At 65.2% G+C, this 13,940-nt stretch carries 15 protein-coding genes; 8 read left to right on the top strand and 7 right to left on the bottom strand.

The window, feature by feature from the left end:
• The first annotated feature begins 722 nt into the window (after positions 1 to 722).
• Positions 723 to 1,001 carry a hypothetical protein gene (locus tag U1739_RS20375; RefSeq protein WP_332710448.1) on the top strand — a complete coding sequence of 93 codons (279 nt, stop codon included), beginning with the start codon at positions 723 to 725 and terminating at the stop codon, positions 999 to 1,001.
• An 8-nt stretch (positions 1,002 to 1,009) separates the two neighbouring features.
• On the opposite strand, the gene U1739_RS20380 is transcribed toward U1739_RS20375, so the two are convergent.
• Entirely contained in the window at positions 1,010 to 1,465 is a 456-nt protein-coding gene (locus tag U1739_RS20380) for a DUF983 domain-containing protein (protein ID WP_332710449.1), read from the bottom strand.
• 133 nt (positions 1,466 to 1,598) lie between these two features.
• A complete protein-coding gene (locus U1739_RS20385; RefSeq protein WP_332710450.1) occupies positions 1,599 to 2,594 on the bottom strand; it encodes a 2-hydroxyacid dehydrogenase in 996 nt (331 codons plus the stop codon).
• A gap of 97 nt (positions 2,595 to 2,691) precedes the next feature.
• On the opposite strand from U1739_RS20385, the gene U1739_RS20390 reads away from it, so the two are divergent.
• Both U1739_RS20390 and U1739_RS20395 read left to right on the top strand, forming a co-directional pair.
• Positions 2,692 to 3,180 carry an SH3 domain-containing protein gene (locus U1739_RS20390; protein WP_332710451.1) on the top strand — a complete coding sequence of 163 codons (489 nt, stop codon included), beginning with the start codon at positions 2,692 to 2,694 and terminating at the stop codon, positions 3,178 to 3,180.
• Positions 3,180 to 3,635: a GNAT family N-acetyltransferase gene (locus U1739_RS20395; protein WP_332710452.1), complete on the top strand. Its 456-nt coding sequence runs from the start codon at positions 3,180 to 3,182 to the stop codon at positions 3,633 to 3,635. The genes U1739_RS20390 and U1739_RS20395 overlap by 1 nt, the downstream gene beginning before the upstream one ends.
• Before the next feature lie 107 nt (positions 3,636 to 3,742).
• On the opposite strand, the gene U1739_RS20400 is transcribed toward U1739_RS20395, so the two are convergent.
• Positions 3,743 to 4,930 (bottom strand): acetyl-CoA C-acyltransferase, encoded by a 1,188-nt coding sequence (locus U1739_RS20400; RefSeq protein WP_332710453.1) that lies wholly within the window; start codon positions 4,928 to 4,930, stop codon positions 3,743 to 3,745.
• A gap of 191 nt (positions 4,931 to 5,121) precedes the next feature.
• Between U1739_RS20400 and U1739_RS20405 the strand changes: the two genes are divergently transcribed.
• From U1739_RS20405 to U1739_RS20425, 5 genes are all read left to right on the top strand, one after another.
• Positions 5,122 to 6,894 (top strand): putative bifunctional diguanylate cyclase/phosphodiesterase, encoded by a 1,773-nt coding sequence (locus U1739_RS20405; protein WP_332710454.1) that lies wholly within the window; start codon positions 5,122 to 5,124, stop codon positions 6,892 to 6,894.
• A 105-nt stretch (positions 6,895 to 6,999) separates the two neighbouring features.
• Complete coding sequence (locus U1739_RS20410) at positions 7,000 to 7,755, top strand: prepilin peptidase (RefSeq protein ID WP_332710455.1); 756 nt, start codon at positions 7,000 to 7,002, stop codon at positions 7,753 to 7,755.
• Positions 7,752 to 8,174: a hypothetical protein gene (locus U1739_RS20415; RefSeq protein WP_332710456.1), complete on the top strand. Its 423-nt coding sequence runs from the start codon at positions 7,752 to 7,754 to the stop codon at positions 8,172 to 8,174. The genes U1739_RS20410 and U1739_RS20415 overlap by 4 nt, the downstream gene beginning before the upstream one ends.
• 12 nt (positions 8,175 to 8,186) lie before the next feature.
• Positions 8,187 to 9,605, top strand: a complete 1,419-nt coding sequence (locus tag U1739_RS20420; protein ID WP_332710457.1) for a coniferyl aldehyde dehydrogenase — start codon at positions 8,187 to 8,189, stop codon at positions 9,603 to 9,605.
• Entirely contained in the window at positions 9,602 to 9,934 is a 333-nt protein-coding gene (locus U1739_RS20425; protein ID WP_332710458.1) for a low molecular weight protein tyrosine phosphatase family protein, read from the top strand. Before U1739_RS20420 ends, U1739_RS20425 begins: the two co-directional genes overlap by 4 nt.
• On the opposite strand, the gene U1739_RS20430 is transcribed toward U1739_RS20425, so the two are convergent.
• The 4 genes from U1739_RS20430 to hppD all read right to left on the bottom strand — a co-directional run bounded on the left by U1739_RS20430 (position 9,931) and on the right by hppD (position 13,911).
• Positions 9,931 to 10,524: a DUF1989 domain-containing protein gene (locus tag U1739_RS20430; protein ID WP_443025616.1), complete on the bottom strand. Its 594-nt coding sequence runs from the start codon at positions 10,522 to 10,524 to the stop codon at positions 9,931 to 9,933. The two genes, U1739_RS20425 and U1739_RS20430, sit on opposite strands and share 4 nt — an antisense overlap.
• On the bottom strand, positions 10,521 to 11,228 hold the full coding sequence (gntA, locus tag U1739_RS20435) for a guanitoxin biosynthesis heme-dependent pre-guanitoxin N-hydroxylase GntA (protein WP_332710460.1): 708 nt from the start codon (positions 11,226 to 11,228) through the stop codon (positions 10,521 to 10,523). Before gntA ends, U1739_RS20430 begins: the two co-directional genes overlap by 4 nt.
• Before the next feature lie 189 nt (positions 11,229 to 11,417).
• Positions 11,418 to 12,698 (bottom strand): homogentisate 1,2-dioxygenase, encoded by a 1,281-nt coding sequence (hmgA, locus tag U1739_RS20440; RefSeq protein WP_332710461.1) that lies wholly within the window; start codon positions 12,696 to 12,698, stop codon positions 11,418 to 11,420.
• Between the two features lie 142 nt (positions 12,699 to 12,840).
• Positions 12,841 to 13,911 (bottom strand): 4-hydroxyphenylpyruvate dioxygenase, encoded by a 1,071-nt coding sequence (gene hppD / locus U1739_RS20445; protein ID WP_332710462.1) that lies wholly within the window; start codon positions 13,909 to 13,911, stop codon positions 12,841 to 12,843.
• Positions 13,912 to 13,940: the final 29 nt, after the last annotated feature.

The following is a 13,940-nucleotide window of genomic DNA, read 5'->3' on the forward strand; positions in this document are numbered from 1 at the left end:
CTGGTCGGCGTGCCGGGGCTAATCGCTGCGATGCAGGCCTGAGCGCCCCGCGCTAGCACGCGCCGCTATCAGCGCTGCTCGACCACCGTTCTCACACAGCCTCGGTGGAAAGCGGACCTTCAGGCGACAACGATAGCTTCGCCGATGATCCCCCCTTCCCAGAGATAAAACTTCCCGGCCGATCTCATCAATTCAAGTCCTTCGGCGTCCAGAAATACGAACCCAAGCCTGCGTTCGTCACCCGGCTCAAGTGTTGTGCCGTCAATCAACGGCCAAGCGTCCCAACCAGCAGCCCACGGCCGACCGTTTGACACCATACAAGGGCAACCCCAACCGGGGTACGCGGTAGACTTCCTCCCGCCTTCTTCCGTCGAATATAGGCGCACATCCGCAATAAGCTGCGGAGCCATAGTTCGAAGCTGGTCGGCTCTGGTCATAGGAGGTTGGTCGCACGCCTCGCGAAGGTCTGCAATTGGGCGACTGCCGCTCGTCTGCTTCCGGGACCAGCTCTCCCCGCCGCAGTCTGTCGCAGGACAGGCCCCGGGCCAAGTCCTGCGGCGAGTCGAGCGTTACGCCAGCATCGGACTGCTGGGGGTGTCTTGCATCCGTAGAACAGTGGGGCACCCGGAGCCAAAATTGCGACGACTTGAGCCGCTCCATGGGTGTTAGGACAGCAAAATTGTCGTATTTGGAACCGTCGCAAGAGGTAGGCGGTTCGACAGATGATGTTCAAGACAGAGCGGCTGGCGCGGGTCGCGCACGCGATTGACGATGAGATGTTCTATCAGCGCCATGGCTTTGTCCCGGCAGCGGATCTTGCGCCGCCGGGGCGGGAAATCGTGGCGATAGCCGAGGTCGCGATCTTGGCAACCGATGGCGATCTGGAGGCGCTGGATCGCTTGCGAGGCATGCGCGAACGGTATCTGGCAACGTTGCTGGACCAGCCGATGGCGCATTCCTTGTCGGAGGATGCCGACGCCATCGCAGCGCAGCGCGGCTAGCCTTCGCTTTACTGATCGAAGTCGTTCTTGTCCGGATCGGTGCCATGGAGTTGCGCCCACAGGCCCTTGGTGCCGGCCTGTTGTGCGCGGTTGACGAATTGCGAAGCGACCAGCCAGCCCTTGATCGGGCGGAGCGGCAGCAAGGTGCCGAGCGCCATGAACGGCACGGACGTGATCAAATGGACCCAGACGGGCGGATCGAAGGCGACCTGCAGCCACACCACGAAAAAGATCAGCGGCAGCGCGACGATGCAGAGCGAGAAGAAGGCCGGGCCGTCGTCGGGCGCGGCGAAGCGGTAATCAAGGCCACAGGCGTCGCATTTGTCGACGATCTTGAGCCAAGATTTGAACATCCGGCCCTTGCCGCAGCGCGGGCACAGGCCCTTCCAGCCGCAGCGCAGGATCCAGCGGAACTTGTCGGCTTTGGCAGGGTCTTCCGGCGGGGCGAGGGGTTCATTCTCCATGATGTGTTGTGCGCCTGACGGGGGGCGCTGTCCATCGGACGGATTGTCCTAGTGCGGAGGGGCGCGGCCGTTGGATTGCGTTGAGTCATGCGAAGATAGTCTGCACAAGGCCTGGGACCGCAAAACGGAATAGTCAGGCCCAGCCTTCCAGCACCTGATCGGGCGGGCGGTGGCCATCGGCCCACATGCGGATGTTCTGGATGACCTTTTCGCCGGTGGCCATGCGGCCCTCAAGCGTTGCCGAGCCCATGTGCGGCAGCATGACCACGCCGGGCAGCGCGAGCAGCCGCGGGTCGATCTGCGGCTCGTGCTTCCACACGTCGAGCCCGGCGCCGGCGAGCCGGCCCTGTTCGAGCGCGTCGGTCAGTGCGTCTTCGTCGACGACGCCGCCGCGCGCGGCGTTGATCAGATAGACATGCGGGCGGAGCAAGGCGAGGCGACGCGCATCGAGCAGGCCGCGGCTGTCGGCGTTCAAGGGCGTGTGGATGGTCAAGATATCGATGCTGCCGAGCATCTCGTCGAGATCGTCGTGCCAGGTGGCGGCGAGTTGCGCTTCTAGCACCGCGGGCAGGCGGTGGCGGTTATGGTAGTGGATCGACAGGCCGAAGGCGCGCGCTCTGAGCGCGACGGCCTGGCCGATGCGGCCCATGCCGATGATGCCGAGCGCCTTGCCGCCGATGCGGTGGCCAAGCATGCCGCCTGGGCTCCAGCCGGTCCATTGACCCGAGCGGACCAGTTTCTCGCCCTCGGCCAGGCGGCGGGGGACGGACAGGATCAGCGCCATGGTCATGTCGGCCGTGTCTTCGGTAAGCACGCCGGGGGTGTTGGTGACGATGATGCCGCGGGCGCGGGCGGCCTTGAGGTCGATATGGTTCACGCCGGCGCCGTAATTGGCGATCAGCTTCAGCCGAGGGCCGGCAGCGTCGATCAGGGCCGCGTCGATCTCGTCGGTGACGGTGGGGACGAGCACGTCGCAGTCCTGTACCGCGGCGCTGAGCTCAGCGCGGGTCAGCGCGGCGTCGCTGCGATTGTTGGTCGTGTCGAACAGCTGCTCCATGCGCTCCATCACCGCGTCGGCCAGTTCGCGGGTGACGATTACCTTGGGGGTCGGGCGTCTCGTTTCGGGCATGATACCGGCTTGGCGGAGCGCAATCGCCTCGTCAACAATGGTTGAAGCCGGGGCGTGCCGCAGGGTAGGTACGGGGCTGATGTGATTGGGAGCGGGTATGCGTATTGAAGCGAAGGTGGCGCTGGCGGGGCTGGCCGTGGCGCTGGCATTGCCGGCAGGCGCGGTGCTGGTGCAAAAGAAAGTGCCGTATTTCGCGTCGATCGCCGCCGGCAAGGCGCGCATGCGCACCGGACCCGGGCGAACCTATCCAGCAAGCTGGATGTATCAGCGCGCCGATCTGCCGGTGAAGGTGGTGACGGTGTTCGAGAAAGGCAGCTGGTACAAGGTCGAGGATCCCAGCGGCACGCAAGGCTGGATCCTGGGCGCGCTGATCAGCGACACGCGCACTGCCTTGGTGACGGGCGAGGTGGCCGAGCTGCGCGATTCGCCGCGCCTCGGCGGGCGGGTGACGTGGCGCGCGGCGCCGGGCGTGGTCGGGCGGGTGAGCAAATGCGCGCGCGGCTGGTGCTATCTCGATGTGAAGGGGCGGGGCGGCTTCGTCGAGACCAAGGCGCTGTGGGGCGTCGAGGCCGAGGAACGCCTGTGATGCGGATCGTGCGCGACGACCTGACGCATCCGGAAGTGCTCGCACTGCTCGAGCTGCATGTGCGCGCCGCGCTGGAGAATTCGCCGCCGGGCGCGGCCTTCGTGCTCGATCTGAGCGGGTTGCGGGATCCGGCGGTGACGCTGTGGTCGGCCTGGGACGGCGAGACGTTGCTCGGCCTGGGTGCGCTCAAGGCGCTGGAGCCGGGGCATGGCGAGGTGAAGTCGATGCGCACGGCGCCGGGGCAGGTGCGCAAGGGCGTGGCGGCGGCGATGCTGGCACATCTGATCGCCGAGGCGCGCGCGCGTGACTGGACCCGGCTGAGTTTGGAGACGGGCACGAACGACGCCTTTGCACCGGCGCGGGCGCTGTATGAGCGGGCGGGGTTCCGGCCCAGCGCGGCGTTCGGGGGCTATGCGTTGACCGAGTTCAACCGGTGCTACGCGTTGGACTTGTGACTTCTTAGCCGTGCCCTTGGGGTAGGGCCGTGTCGCTGACCGGCGTTGGGCTCTGCGGCACTTCCCCACCCCAACCCCTCCCCCTGAAGGGGAGGGGCTTTTTGAGTTCAAACCAGCTCCACTGCCACCGCGGTCGCTTCGCCGCCGCCGATGCACAGCGCGGCAACGCCCTTTTTGAGCCCGCGATTTTGCAGCGCGGCGATCAGCGTGGCGAGGATGCGCGCGCCCGAGGCGCCGATCGGGTGGCCGAGCGCCGTCGCGCCGCCATTGACGTTGACCTTGTCGTGCGGAATGTCGAGATCGCGCATGGCGATCATGGCGACGACCGCGAACGCCTCGTTGATCTCGAACAGATCGACGTCCGCCACGCTCCAGCCGGTCTTGTCGAGCACTTTCCGGATGGCGTGGACCGGGGCGGTGGTGAATTGCGCGGGGGCATGCGCGTGCGCCGCGTGACCAACGATGCGCGCGAGCGGCGTGAGCCCGGCGGCATCGGCGACACTCTGGCGCGTCATGACCAGGGCGGCGGCACCATCCGAGATCGAGGACGCGTTGGCGGCAGTGATCGTCCCGTCCTTGGCAAAGGCGGGCTTCAAGCTCGGAATCTTGTCGGCATTGCCCTTGGGCGGCTGTTCATCGGCAGAGACGGTTTCGGTGCCCTTGCGACCGGTGATCTCGACCGGCGTGAGCTCGCGATCGAACGCGCCCGAGGTTTGCGCTGTTTGCGCGCGAGCCAGCGAGGCGATGGCATAATCGTCCTGCGCCTGACGCGTGAATTGATATTCGGTGGCGGTTTCCTCGGCGAAGCTGCCCATCGCGCGACCGGGTTCATAGGCGTCCTCGAGACCATCGAGGAACATGCTGTCCATCACCCGATCATGCCCCATGCGGGCACCGCCGCGGTGCTTGGCGAGGATGTAGGGCGCGTTGGTCATGCTCTCCATGCCGCCGGCGACGAGCAGATCGACCGACCCAGCGGCCAGCGCATCGGCGGCCATGATCGCCGCCTGCATGCCCGAACCGCACATCTTGTTGACCGTCGTCGCCTCGACCGATTGCGGCAGGCCGGCCTTCAGCGCCGCCTGGCGCGCGGGCGCCTGGCCAAGCCCGGCGGGAAGCACGCAGCCCATATAGATGCGCTCGATCGCCGCGCCCTCGACCCCGGCCCGCTCGACCGCAGCCTTGACTGCCACGGCGCCCAGTTCGGTCGCTGTAGCGCCGGCCAGCGCCCCCTGGAAGCTGCCCATCGGCGTGCGGGCGTAAGACAGTATGACGACGGGATCGGCGGAGGACATGGCGGAACCTTTGCGGTGGCGTGGTGGCCGATCTAGGGAAATCGATGCTCATTTACAAATCGGGGCATGCGCCGCGTCATGGGGAACAAGTCGACGCTGCGCATCATAACTGATTTAGATCAGCAATATTATCGGTCGTTTTATCAATTTCTTATCTCCGGCGCGACACAACCGATTTGAAGGGTATCGGTATGCGGAGTGAACAAGCGCGCCTTCATGCGCTGCACCAATTGAGGCTGCTGGACACGCCGCCGAGCGAGAGTTTCGACCGCATCACGCGGATGGCGGCGCAGATTTTCGACCTGCCGATCGCCGCGATCTCGCTCACCGACAGCGACCGGCAATGGTTCAAGTCGCGCGTTGGCGTAACCCACAACTCGATTCCGCGGGCGGGGGCGCCGTGTGCGCAGGTCGCCGAACTAACCGAGACATTGGTCATTTCCGACCTGACGGAAGACCCCGATTACGCCACGTCGCCGCTCGCCGCGCGGGGCATGCGCTTCTATGCCGGGGTGCCACTGATTACGCCGGCCGGGCATGGGCTGGGGGCGTTGTGCGTGCTCGGCACCGCGCCGCGTACCGTTACCGGGCCGGAAATGCGCGCGCTGACCGATCTTGCCTCGATGGTCATGGCGCAGATCGAGCTGCAGCATGCTTTTGGCCGGGTCGACGCGATTAGCGGCCTGCCCAATCGCAAACAATTGATCGAGGATCTCGATGACCTGGGGCGAGAGGCACCGGGCCGACGCCGCTTGCTGGTGCTGGTCGATATCGCGCGAGACGATCAGTTGAACCAGGGGCGGCGGGTGATGGGGCCGGCATTTATCGATGACATCGTGAGCGAGGCGGCACGCACCCTGCATCTCACGTTGGGCAAGGATCGCACCGCCTATCATGTCGGCACGACGCAATTCGCGTTTCTCGCGCCGGCGGGCGTGGAAGACCAGCCTTATGTGCTGTTCCTGGGTAGTCGCCTGAACGCGATCCGCAGCACCGCGCGGGCGCGCTTCGTGATGACCGCGGCGATCGGCGTCGCGCCGTTCGTCGGCGGGCAGACGCGGGCGCAAGACGCGTTGCGCGCGGCGTTTGGCGCGGCGCAGGATGCCCGGCTCGCCAATGTGCCGGTATGCCTGCATTCGGCGGCCAATGACGGCGCCCAGGCACGACGCTTCGAACTGCTTCACGCGTTCGAAGCCGCCTTGTCCACGACGAACCAGCTGCGCCTCGTCATCCAGCCGCGCATCGACCTGGTATCGGGGCGGTGCCTGGGGGGCGAGGCATTGCTGCGCTGGTGCCACCCGACCTTGGGCGAGGTGTCGCCGAACGAATTCATTCCGATCGTCGAGCGTACCGCGATCGTGCGGCAAGTCACCTATTGGGTACTCGACGCCGCGATTGCGCAGCTGGCGCTATGGGCCAAGGCGGGTATCGACCTGGATCTGTCGGTCAATATCTCGGCGTCGAACCTCGAAGAGGTGGATTTTGCCGCCCGGGTTCAGTTGTTGCTGCTCAAGTATCGCGTCCGGCCCGATCGGCTCGAGCTGGAGCTTACCGAAAGCGCGGTGATGGAGAATGCCGAACTCGCGCTGGTGCAACTCGAGGAGTTGGCGGAGCACGGCGTGCGGCTGGCGATCGACGATTTCGGCACCGGCTATAGCAGCCTGGCCTATCTGCAGCGCCTGCCGGCGAAGATCGTCAAGATCGACAAAAGCTTCGTACACGCCTTGGCAGAGGGCGCGCAGTGCGATTGCATGCTGGTGCGATCGATGATCGGCCTGTCGCACGGTCTCGGTTACCGGGTGGTCGCGGAGGGCGTGGAAACGCAGGCAACCGCGGATCTGCTGCTCGAGATGGGGTGCGAGGAGGCGCAGGGATATTTCTTCGCGCGGCCATTGGAGGCGGAAGACTTTCCCGCCTGGTTGGATGTGTATGAGGCGCGCGACGACACGTCCGAGGTGGCGTAGGAGAGGCGGGCGGTAGCCCGCTTGCCGCGCGCTGCCGCTGCGGCTGACGAACGGTTGTGTCGTTCGGCGGGTGACGAACAGCCCCGGCTCGCCTAACGCGCCTCCATGGCGACGCTTATTTTCTGGCCGGTGACGCTCGGGCTGCTTGGTGCGATCCTGGGCAGTTTCATCGCCACCCTGGTGATCCGCTGGCCCGTGGGGCGATCGGTGATGCGCGGGCGATCGCAGTGCGATGGCTGTGATGTCGCGCTGACCGCGCGCGATCTGGTGCCGCTGGCGAGTGCGGCGCTGGCGCGGGGGCGCTGCCGAGCGTGTGGCGTCGCGATCGATCCGCGACATTGGCAGATCGAGCTGGCTGCGTTGTGGATCGGCGCGGTGGCGGGGATCACGATCGGCGGGCCGGTGGCGCTGGCCGGGGCGGCGTTCGGGTGGCTGTTATTGGCGCTGGCAGCGCTGGATATCACCGAATTCTGGTTGCCGGACCGGCTGACTGGCACGCTGGCGCTGGCCGGCTTGGCGACCGGGCTGCTCGGGGTCGATCCAGGGATGAGCGACCGGCTGATCGGCGGCGTGGCCGGGTTCGGATCGCTCTGGGCGATCGGCGCCGGCTATCGACTGTTGCGCGGGCGCGACGGGCTGGGTGGGGGCGACCCCAAGCTGCTCGGTGCGATCGGATTGTGGCTCGGCTGGGCGATGCTGCCGGCGGTGTTGCTGCTGGCGGCGTTGACGGGACTGGCGCTGGTGCTGGTCGGCATGATCGGCGGGCGGGCGGCGCGGCTCGACGATAAGGCGCCGTTCGGGGCGCTGCTGGCCATCGCGGCTTACCCGGCTTGGTTGTTTCTGTTAGGATTTCCACGATGATAGTCTCGATCTTGCTGATGCTCGCCCAGACGGCGCCCGCGATTGACGGGCTGCCGATCGCGCCACTGGCGGCGCAAAGCCTGCCCGCGACGGGCTGTGCCGCCTATCTGTTCGCGCCGGGCGCCAAGCCGGTCTTCCTGGCCATGGCCGGGACCGATCCTGCGCAGTTACGGGTGTCGCTGGCCGGCAAGGTGACCGACCTGCCGCGTACCAGCCAGAACGGGACGGGGCCGTTCGGCTTTGCCGGCAGCGCGGAATATGCGGCGGGCGGGGTGACCGCGGTCCTCGACATGAAGATCACCACTCGCGCTGATCTCAAAGACGGCGCGGCGGTGAGCGATGCCACCTTGCGCATCGACCGTGAAGGCGCGGATAGTATGGTGGTGCCGGTGGCGGGGATCGTTGCTTGCGCTAAATAATGGGGGAGAGCGATGATGGCGGATTTGGCGGCAATGCTGGCGGTGCAGCGTGAGGCTTTCATGGCCGAACTGCCGGTCTCGCTCGACACGCGCAAGGATCGGCTAAAACGCGCGGCGGCGCTGCTGAGCGACAATGCCGAGGCGTTTTGCGATGCGCTATCGGAGGATTTCGGGCATCGCAGCCGCGAACAATCGTTGCTTACCGATATTGCCGCTTCGGTCGCCCCGATCCGCCACGCGATCAAATCCTTGGAAGGCTGGGCCAAGCCCGACAAGCGACCGGTCCAGTTTCCCTTGGGGTTGCTCGGCGCGAAGGCGTGGGTGGAATATCAGCCCAAGGGCGTGATCGGCGTGATCGCGCCGTGGAATTTCCCCGTGCAATTGGTCATGGCGCCGCTGGCCGGCGTGTTTGCCGCGGGTAACCGCGCGATGGTCAAGACGAGCGAATATACGCCGCGCGTGGCCGCCTTGTTCGAGCAATTGGTCAGCAAATATTTTACGGCCGACGAATTGGTGTTCGTGACCGGCGGGCCGGAGGTGGGGCAGGCGTTCGCCGAATTGCCGTTCGATCATCTGCTGTTCACCGGAGCGACCGCGGTGGGCAAGCATATCCTGCATGCCGCGGCCGACAATCTCGTGCCGGTGACGCTGGAACTGGGGGGCAAGTCGCCGGTGATCGTCGGCAAGGGCGCCGATATCAAGCAGGCGACCGAGCGCGTGGCGCTGGGCAAGATGCTCAATGCCGGGCAGATCTGCCTGGCGCCGGATTACATGCTGGTCGAGGCGGGCGACGAGGCGGCGGTGGTCGACGGGCTGCGCGCGGCGGCGTCGGCAATGTATCCCACATTGCTGGCCAATCCGGACTATACCGCGATCGTGAACGATCGGCATTTCGAGCGGCTGACCGGCTTGATCGAGGACGCGCGGGCCAAGGGCGCGACGGTCGAAATGGTTAATCCGGCGAACGAGGATTTTGGCGCGTCCAACGCGCGGAAAATGCCGCTGCATATCGTGACCAACGTGACCGACGACATGAAGGTAATGCAGGAGGAGATTTTCGGCCCGCTGCTGCCGGTGCGGCGCTATGCCGGAGTGGAAGAGGCGATCGCCCAGATCAACCGGCGCGATCGGCCGCTCGGGCTCTATTATTTTGGCGGCGATGCGGGCGAGCGGCGGCGCGTGCTGGACCGCACGATCGCCGGCGGCGTGACGCTGGACGATGTCATCTTCCACGTCTCGATGGAGGATCTGCCGTTCGGCGGGGTCGGGCCGTCGGGCATGGGGGCGTATCACGGGCGCGACGGCTTCCGCACGTTCAGCCACGCCAAATCGGTGTTCAAGCAGGCGCGCTTCGACGTGGCCAAGCTGGCCGGGCTCAAACCGCCGTACGGCAAGGCGACGCTGGCCAGCGTGAAGCGGCAGATGGGGTGAACATTCTGTTCGTTTGCAGCCAGAACCGGCTACGCAGCCCGACCGCCGAGCAAGTCTTCGCCGATAGGGCGAATATCATCGTATCGTCGGCCGGGACCAATCACGGTGCAGACAATCCGATCAGCGACGAACTCATTGGATGGGCCGACAGGATATTTGTGATGGAGCGCGCGCACCGCAGCAAGCTGCAGCAACGTTTCCGGGCCGCGATCAAGGACAAGAAGATCGTGTGCCTCAACATACCTGACGATTACGACTTCATGGACCCGGCGCTGGTGCAGCTATTGGAGGCTAAGATGGCGCAGTATCTGCCATCGGTAACGGCTTAGCCGCGCTCGATGCGGTAGTGGATCGGTTTGAACGTGCCGCCATTGCTGTCCGGCGCGGAGCAGGCGGTGAGGCCGATGATCAGATCCATGTGCGCGCGCAAGGCAATATGGTCGCCGGCCTTGCTGATCGGGGGCAGCACGCGGAGCTTGCCGGTGGCGCCGTCGACGGGGACGTTCATGAAGCAGTTGAACGCGGTCGGGATCTGGTCTGGGACGATGCCGTACGGTTCGAGCGCAGCGGCGAGGTTACCGAAGCAGCCGCGATGCGGTTGCAGCTTGGGATAGAAATGGTGGAACGTGTCGTACGAGCACGGCGTGAGCAGGAAATCGTGTCGACCGACCGTATCCTCGATGATGCCGAGCATCGGGCGGCTGCGATTGGAATAGAGCTGGTGGCCGGTGGTGAGATAGATTGTCTCGGCATAATCCAGCGTGCGGCCGGAGGAGATGACCTCGGCTGTATCCTCGGCATTGAAGGCGAGCAGATCGGCGACCTGTTCGCCGCGCGGATCGATCACGATCAGCGTGTCGCCCTGCTTGAGCGTGAACGCCGTGCCGCTGCGCTCGGGAATTTCGATGGCGTCGCTCACTTTGGCGTGCCGGCATAGTGGAACGGGCATTTCCATTCCGCGCCGACTTCGCGGCCGGAATATTGCCGCGCCTCGCTGGTTTCGCCGTGGCGGGCAAGCATCGGGTTGCGGCTGCCGGCATAGGCTTCGTCGCGGACCATGATCTTCTCGCGCATATTCTCGTATTTGTTTTGCGCGCGCAACGTTTCGAACTGGTCGTGCAGGTTGAATACCATGGTCGGGCGCGGGAAGCGGCGCGCGGGACGGCTGGCATTGGGGTGTAGGCCAACGATGAAAAACGCCTCACCACCGAAGCTCAGCGAGAAATGCGGGCTTTCGGGATCGTGACTGACGGCGTCGTCATAGCTCTGGCCGCGCCATACGTCCTTATCGGAGATCGATTGCGCGCGCTTCCACAGCTGCGCTTCGAATTCGGTCTCGCTGAGATCGTCGGGGCCTTCGAACACCACCGCGAAGCTGCGGAACAGCGCCGGCTCTTCCTTATACGCTTCGGCGAAACGCAACAGGCCGTCATGGATGCGCAGATCGTCCCAACCGCTATCGATGCGATTGCAGGCGAGCACGTGCAGCGTGCCCTTGGCCAATGCGGCCTTGGCACCGACGCAGGGGAAATCCATCTCGCCGACGCGCGCGTGCATCATCGCTTCGAGTTCGGCCTGGGCTTCGTGCTGCCATTTGAACAGGGGGGTGTGGGGTGCTGGCATGGTCGGGGAGAGACGCGCGGGCGGGGCGTGAGTTCCCCGCAATGTAGCTGATCCGGATCAGGTGGCGTTTCCCTCTCCCTTCGGGCGAGGGAGGGGGGAGCGTAGCGACGGAAGGGTGAGGGCGGCCTGCACGGTTTTCGCTGCCCTCATCCGGCGCTTCGCGCCACCTTCTCCCAAAGGGAGAAGCGGTTAGGGCAATTGCGCCTTGGGGAACCCGGTCCAGGCCTGATCGTAATCCTCGTCCAGCGCGCTGGTCTTCAGCGCGAAGTCGGTGGGTCGGAAAACCCAGCGGCTTTCGATCATGAACGCCATCGTGCCGTCAATCTTATGCGGTTTCAGCTCGGCATTGCTGGCCGCCGTCCAGGTCGCCACATCGGGGCCGTGGCCGCTCATCTGGTTGTGCAGGCTGAGCGCGCCGGGGCGGAAGCCTTCGGCCTTGGCGTCATACTGGCCGGTGATCAGGCCCATACATTCGCTCATCGTGTTGCGGTGGAACCAGGGCGGGCGAAACGTGTCCTCCGCCACCATCCAGCGCGGCGGGAAGATGACGAAATCGACATTGGCGGTACCGGCCATGTCCGACGGGCTGGTCAGCACGGTGAAGATGCTCGGATCGGGGTGATCGAAGCTGATGCTGCCGATCGTGTTGAAGCGCGCGAGGTCGTATTTCCACGGCGCATAATTGCCGTGCCAAGCGACGACATCGAGCGGGGAGCGGCCGAGCTGCGTGGTCCACAGCGTGCCGAGGAATTTCTGGACGAGTTCATACTCGCCTTCGACGTCCTCGAACCAGGCGACGGGGGTTTCGAAGTCGCGCGGATTGGCGAGGCCGTTGGCGCCGATCGGGCCGAGATCGGGCAGGCGGAACGGGGCGCCGTGATTTTCCGCGACATAGCCGCGCGCTGCGCCGTCGGGGAGCGTGACGCGGAAGCGGACGCCGCGCGGGATGAGCGCGATCTCGCCGGGTTTTACGTCCAGCCGGCCGAATTCGGTGAGGATCGTGAGTGCGCCTTGTTCGGGAAGAAAGAGCAACTCGCCGTCGCCGCTGACGAACGCGCGGCTCTCCATATCTTTCTCGGCGCGGTAGAGGTGCATGGCGACGCCGGTCTGGCTGGCGGGGCCGTCGCCGGCGACGACCATTGTGGTCAGGCTGTCGAGCCAATCCTGCGGTTCGATCTCGAGCGGGCCCCAGCGCAGGCGGTTGGGGGCGAGGGGCTGCTGGACCGTGCCCGGCGCAAAGAGTTTGGCGCCCTCGTAACGCTTGAAAGCGGGGTGCGCGGCAGAGGGGCGCAGGCGATAGAGCCAGGAACGGTGATTTTCCTGGCGCGGGGCGGTGAAGGCGGTGCCGCTGAGCTGCTCGGCGTAAAGGCCGAACGGGGGCTTTTGCGGGGAATTGCGGCCGATCGGCAGCGCGCCGGGCACGGCTTCGCTGGCAAAGTGATTGCCGAAGCCGGTCATGTAATGGGGCATGTGGTGCTCCTCAAATTCCCTCTCCGGTCGGGAGAGGGAGGGAGCGCGTAGCGCGGAAGGGTGAGGGCGACCAGTTTGGCCGTTGTCGCCCTCATCCGGCGCTTCGCGCCACCTTCCCCCAGAGGGAGAAGGATTTCAGGATTTAGGCGTCGGTCTTTTCCACCGCGCCGGGCACCACGCCGCGGCGGATCTGGTCGAGCTCGATGCTTTCGAACAATGCCTTAAAATTGCCTTCGCCAAAGCCGTCATTGCCTTTGCGCTGGATGATCTCGAAGAAGATCGGGCCGACCATATTCTCGGTGAAGATCTGCAGCAGCAGCCCGCCGCCGGTCTCGGGCGCGCCGTCGATCAGGATGTCGCGTTTGCGCATTTCCTCGACGTCGTGGTTATGGCCCGGAAGGCGCTTGTCGATCAGATCGAAATAGGTTTGCGGCGTGCTCTGGAACGTCACGCCGTTAGCGCGCAGCGTATCGACCGTCTTGAAGATATCGTCCGTCGACAGCGCCAGATGCTGGATGCCTTCGCCCTTATAATCGCGGATGAATTCCTCGATCTGGCTATGCTCGTCCTGGCTTTCGTTGAGCGGGATGCGGATCTTGTCGTCGGGCGCCGTCATTGCCTTGCTGAACAGGCCGGTCGACTGGCCCTCGATGTCGAAATAGCGGATCTGGCGGAAGTTGAAGATGCGCTCGTAATAATCCGCCCAATAGGCCATCCGGCCGCGCCGCAGATTGTGCGTCAGGTGATCGAGCGTGTGCAGGCCAACGCTATGGTCGTTGGGCGTCGCGCCTTCGACGGGCGTGAAGTCGGTCTCGTAGATGCGCGACTTTTCGTCGACGAGATACAGGTTGGCGCCGCCAATGCCTTCGATCGCGGGAATGTCGAGTTCGCCCGGGCCGTGTTCACCGGTGACCGCCGACGCGCCGCGCTCGAGCGCCAGCTTGAGCGCCTGCTCACTGTCGGCGACGCGGAACGCCATGGCGTTGGCGCTGGGGCCGTGATCGTTGCGGAAGCCGGCGACCTGGCCTGCTTCGTCCATGTTGAGCAGGAAATTGATGTCGCCCTGCGCGTAGCGGCGCACGTTCTTCGACTTGTGCGTGCCGACATGGGTGAAGCCCATCTTGACGAACAGGCCGGCCAGCGCCTCGGGATCGGGCGAGGTGAATTCGACGAACTCGAAGCCGTTCAGGCCCATCGGGTTTTCGGTGCTCATAGCGTCTCTCCGGGGTCGTTTATCTGGTT

This window comes from Parasphingomonas puruogangriensis (genome assembly GCF_036663635.1).
GTDB lineage: Bacteria > Pseudomonadota > Alphaproteobacteria > Sphingomonadales > Sphingomonadaceae > Sphingomonas.

Coding starts and splice junctions, on each gene's coding strand:
- U1739_RS20375 (WP_332710448.1), top strand. CDS start 723: ATGATGTTCAAGACAGAGCGGCTGGCGCGGGTCGCGCACGCGATTGAC.
- U1739_RS20380 (WP_332710449.1), bottom strand. CDS start 1,465: ATGGAGAATGAACCCCTCGCCCCGCCGGAAGACCCTGCCAAAGCCGAC.
- U1739_RS20385 (WP_332710450.1), bottom strand. CDS start 2,594: ATGCCCGAAACGAGACGCCCGACCCCCAAGGTAATCGTCACCCGCGAA.
- U1739_RS20390 (WP_332710451.1), top strand. CDS start 2,692: ATGCGTATTGAAGCGAAGGTGGCGCTGGCGGGGCTGGCCGTGGCGCTG.
- U1739_RS20395 (WP_332710452.1), top strand. CDS start 3,180: ATGCGGATCGTGCGCGACGACCTGACGCATCCGGAAGTGCTCGCACTG.
- U1739_RS20400 (WP_332710453.1), bottom strand. CDS start 4,930: ATGTCCTCCGCCGATCCCGTCGTCATACTGTCTTACGCCCGCACGCCG.
- U1739_RS20405 (WP_332710454.1), top strand. CDS start 5,122: ATGCGGAGTGAACAAGCGCGCCTTCATGCGCTGCACCAATTGAGGCTG.
- U1739_RS20410 (WP_332710455.1), top strand. CDS start 7,000: ATGGCGACGCTTATTTTCTGGCCGGTGACGCTCGGGCTGCTTGGTGCG.
- U1739_RS20415 (WP_332710456.1), top strand. CDS start 7,752: ATGATAGTCTCGATCTTGCTGATGCTCGCCCAGACGGCGCCCGCGATT.
- U1739_RS20420 (WP_332710457.1), top strand. CDS start 8,187: ATGATGGCGGATTTGGCGGCAATGCTGGCGGTGCAGCGTGAGGCTTTC.
- gntA (WP_332710460.1), bottom strand. CDS start 11,228: ATGCCAGCACCCCACACCCCCCTGTTCAAATGGCAGCACGAAGCCCAG.
- hmgA (WP_332710461.1), bottom strand. CDS start 12,698: ATGCCCCATTACATGACCGGCTTCGGCAATCACTTTGCCAGCGAAGCC.
- hppD (WP_332710462.1), bottom strand. CDS start 13,911: ATGAGCACCGAAAACCCGATGGGCCTGAACGGCTTCGAGTTCGTCGAA.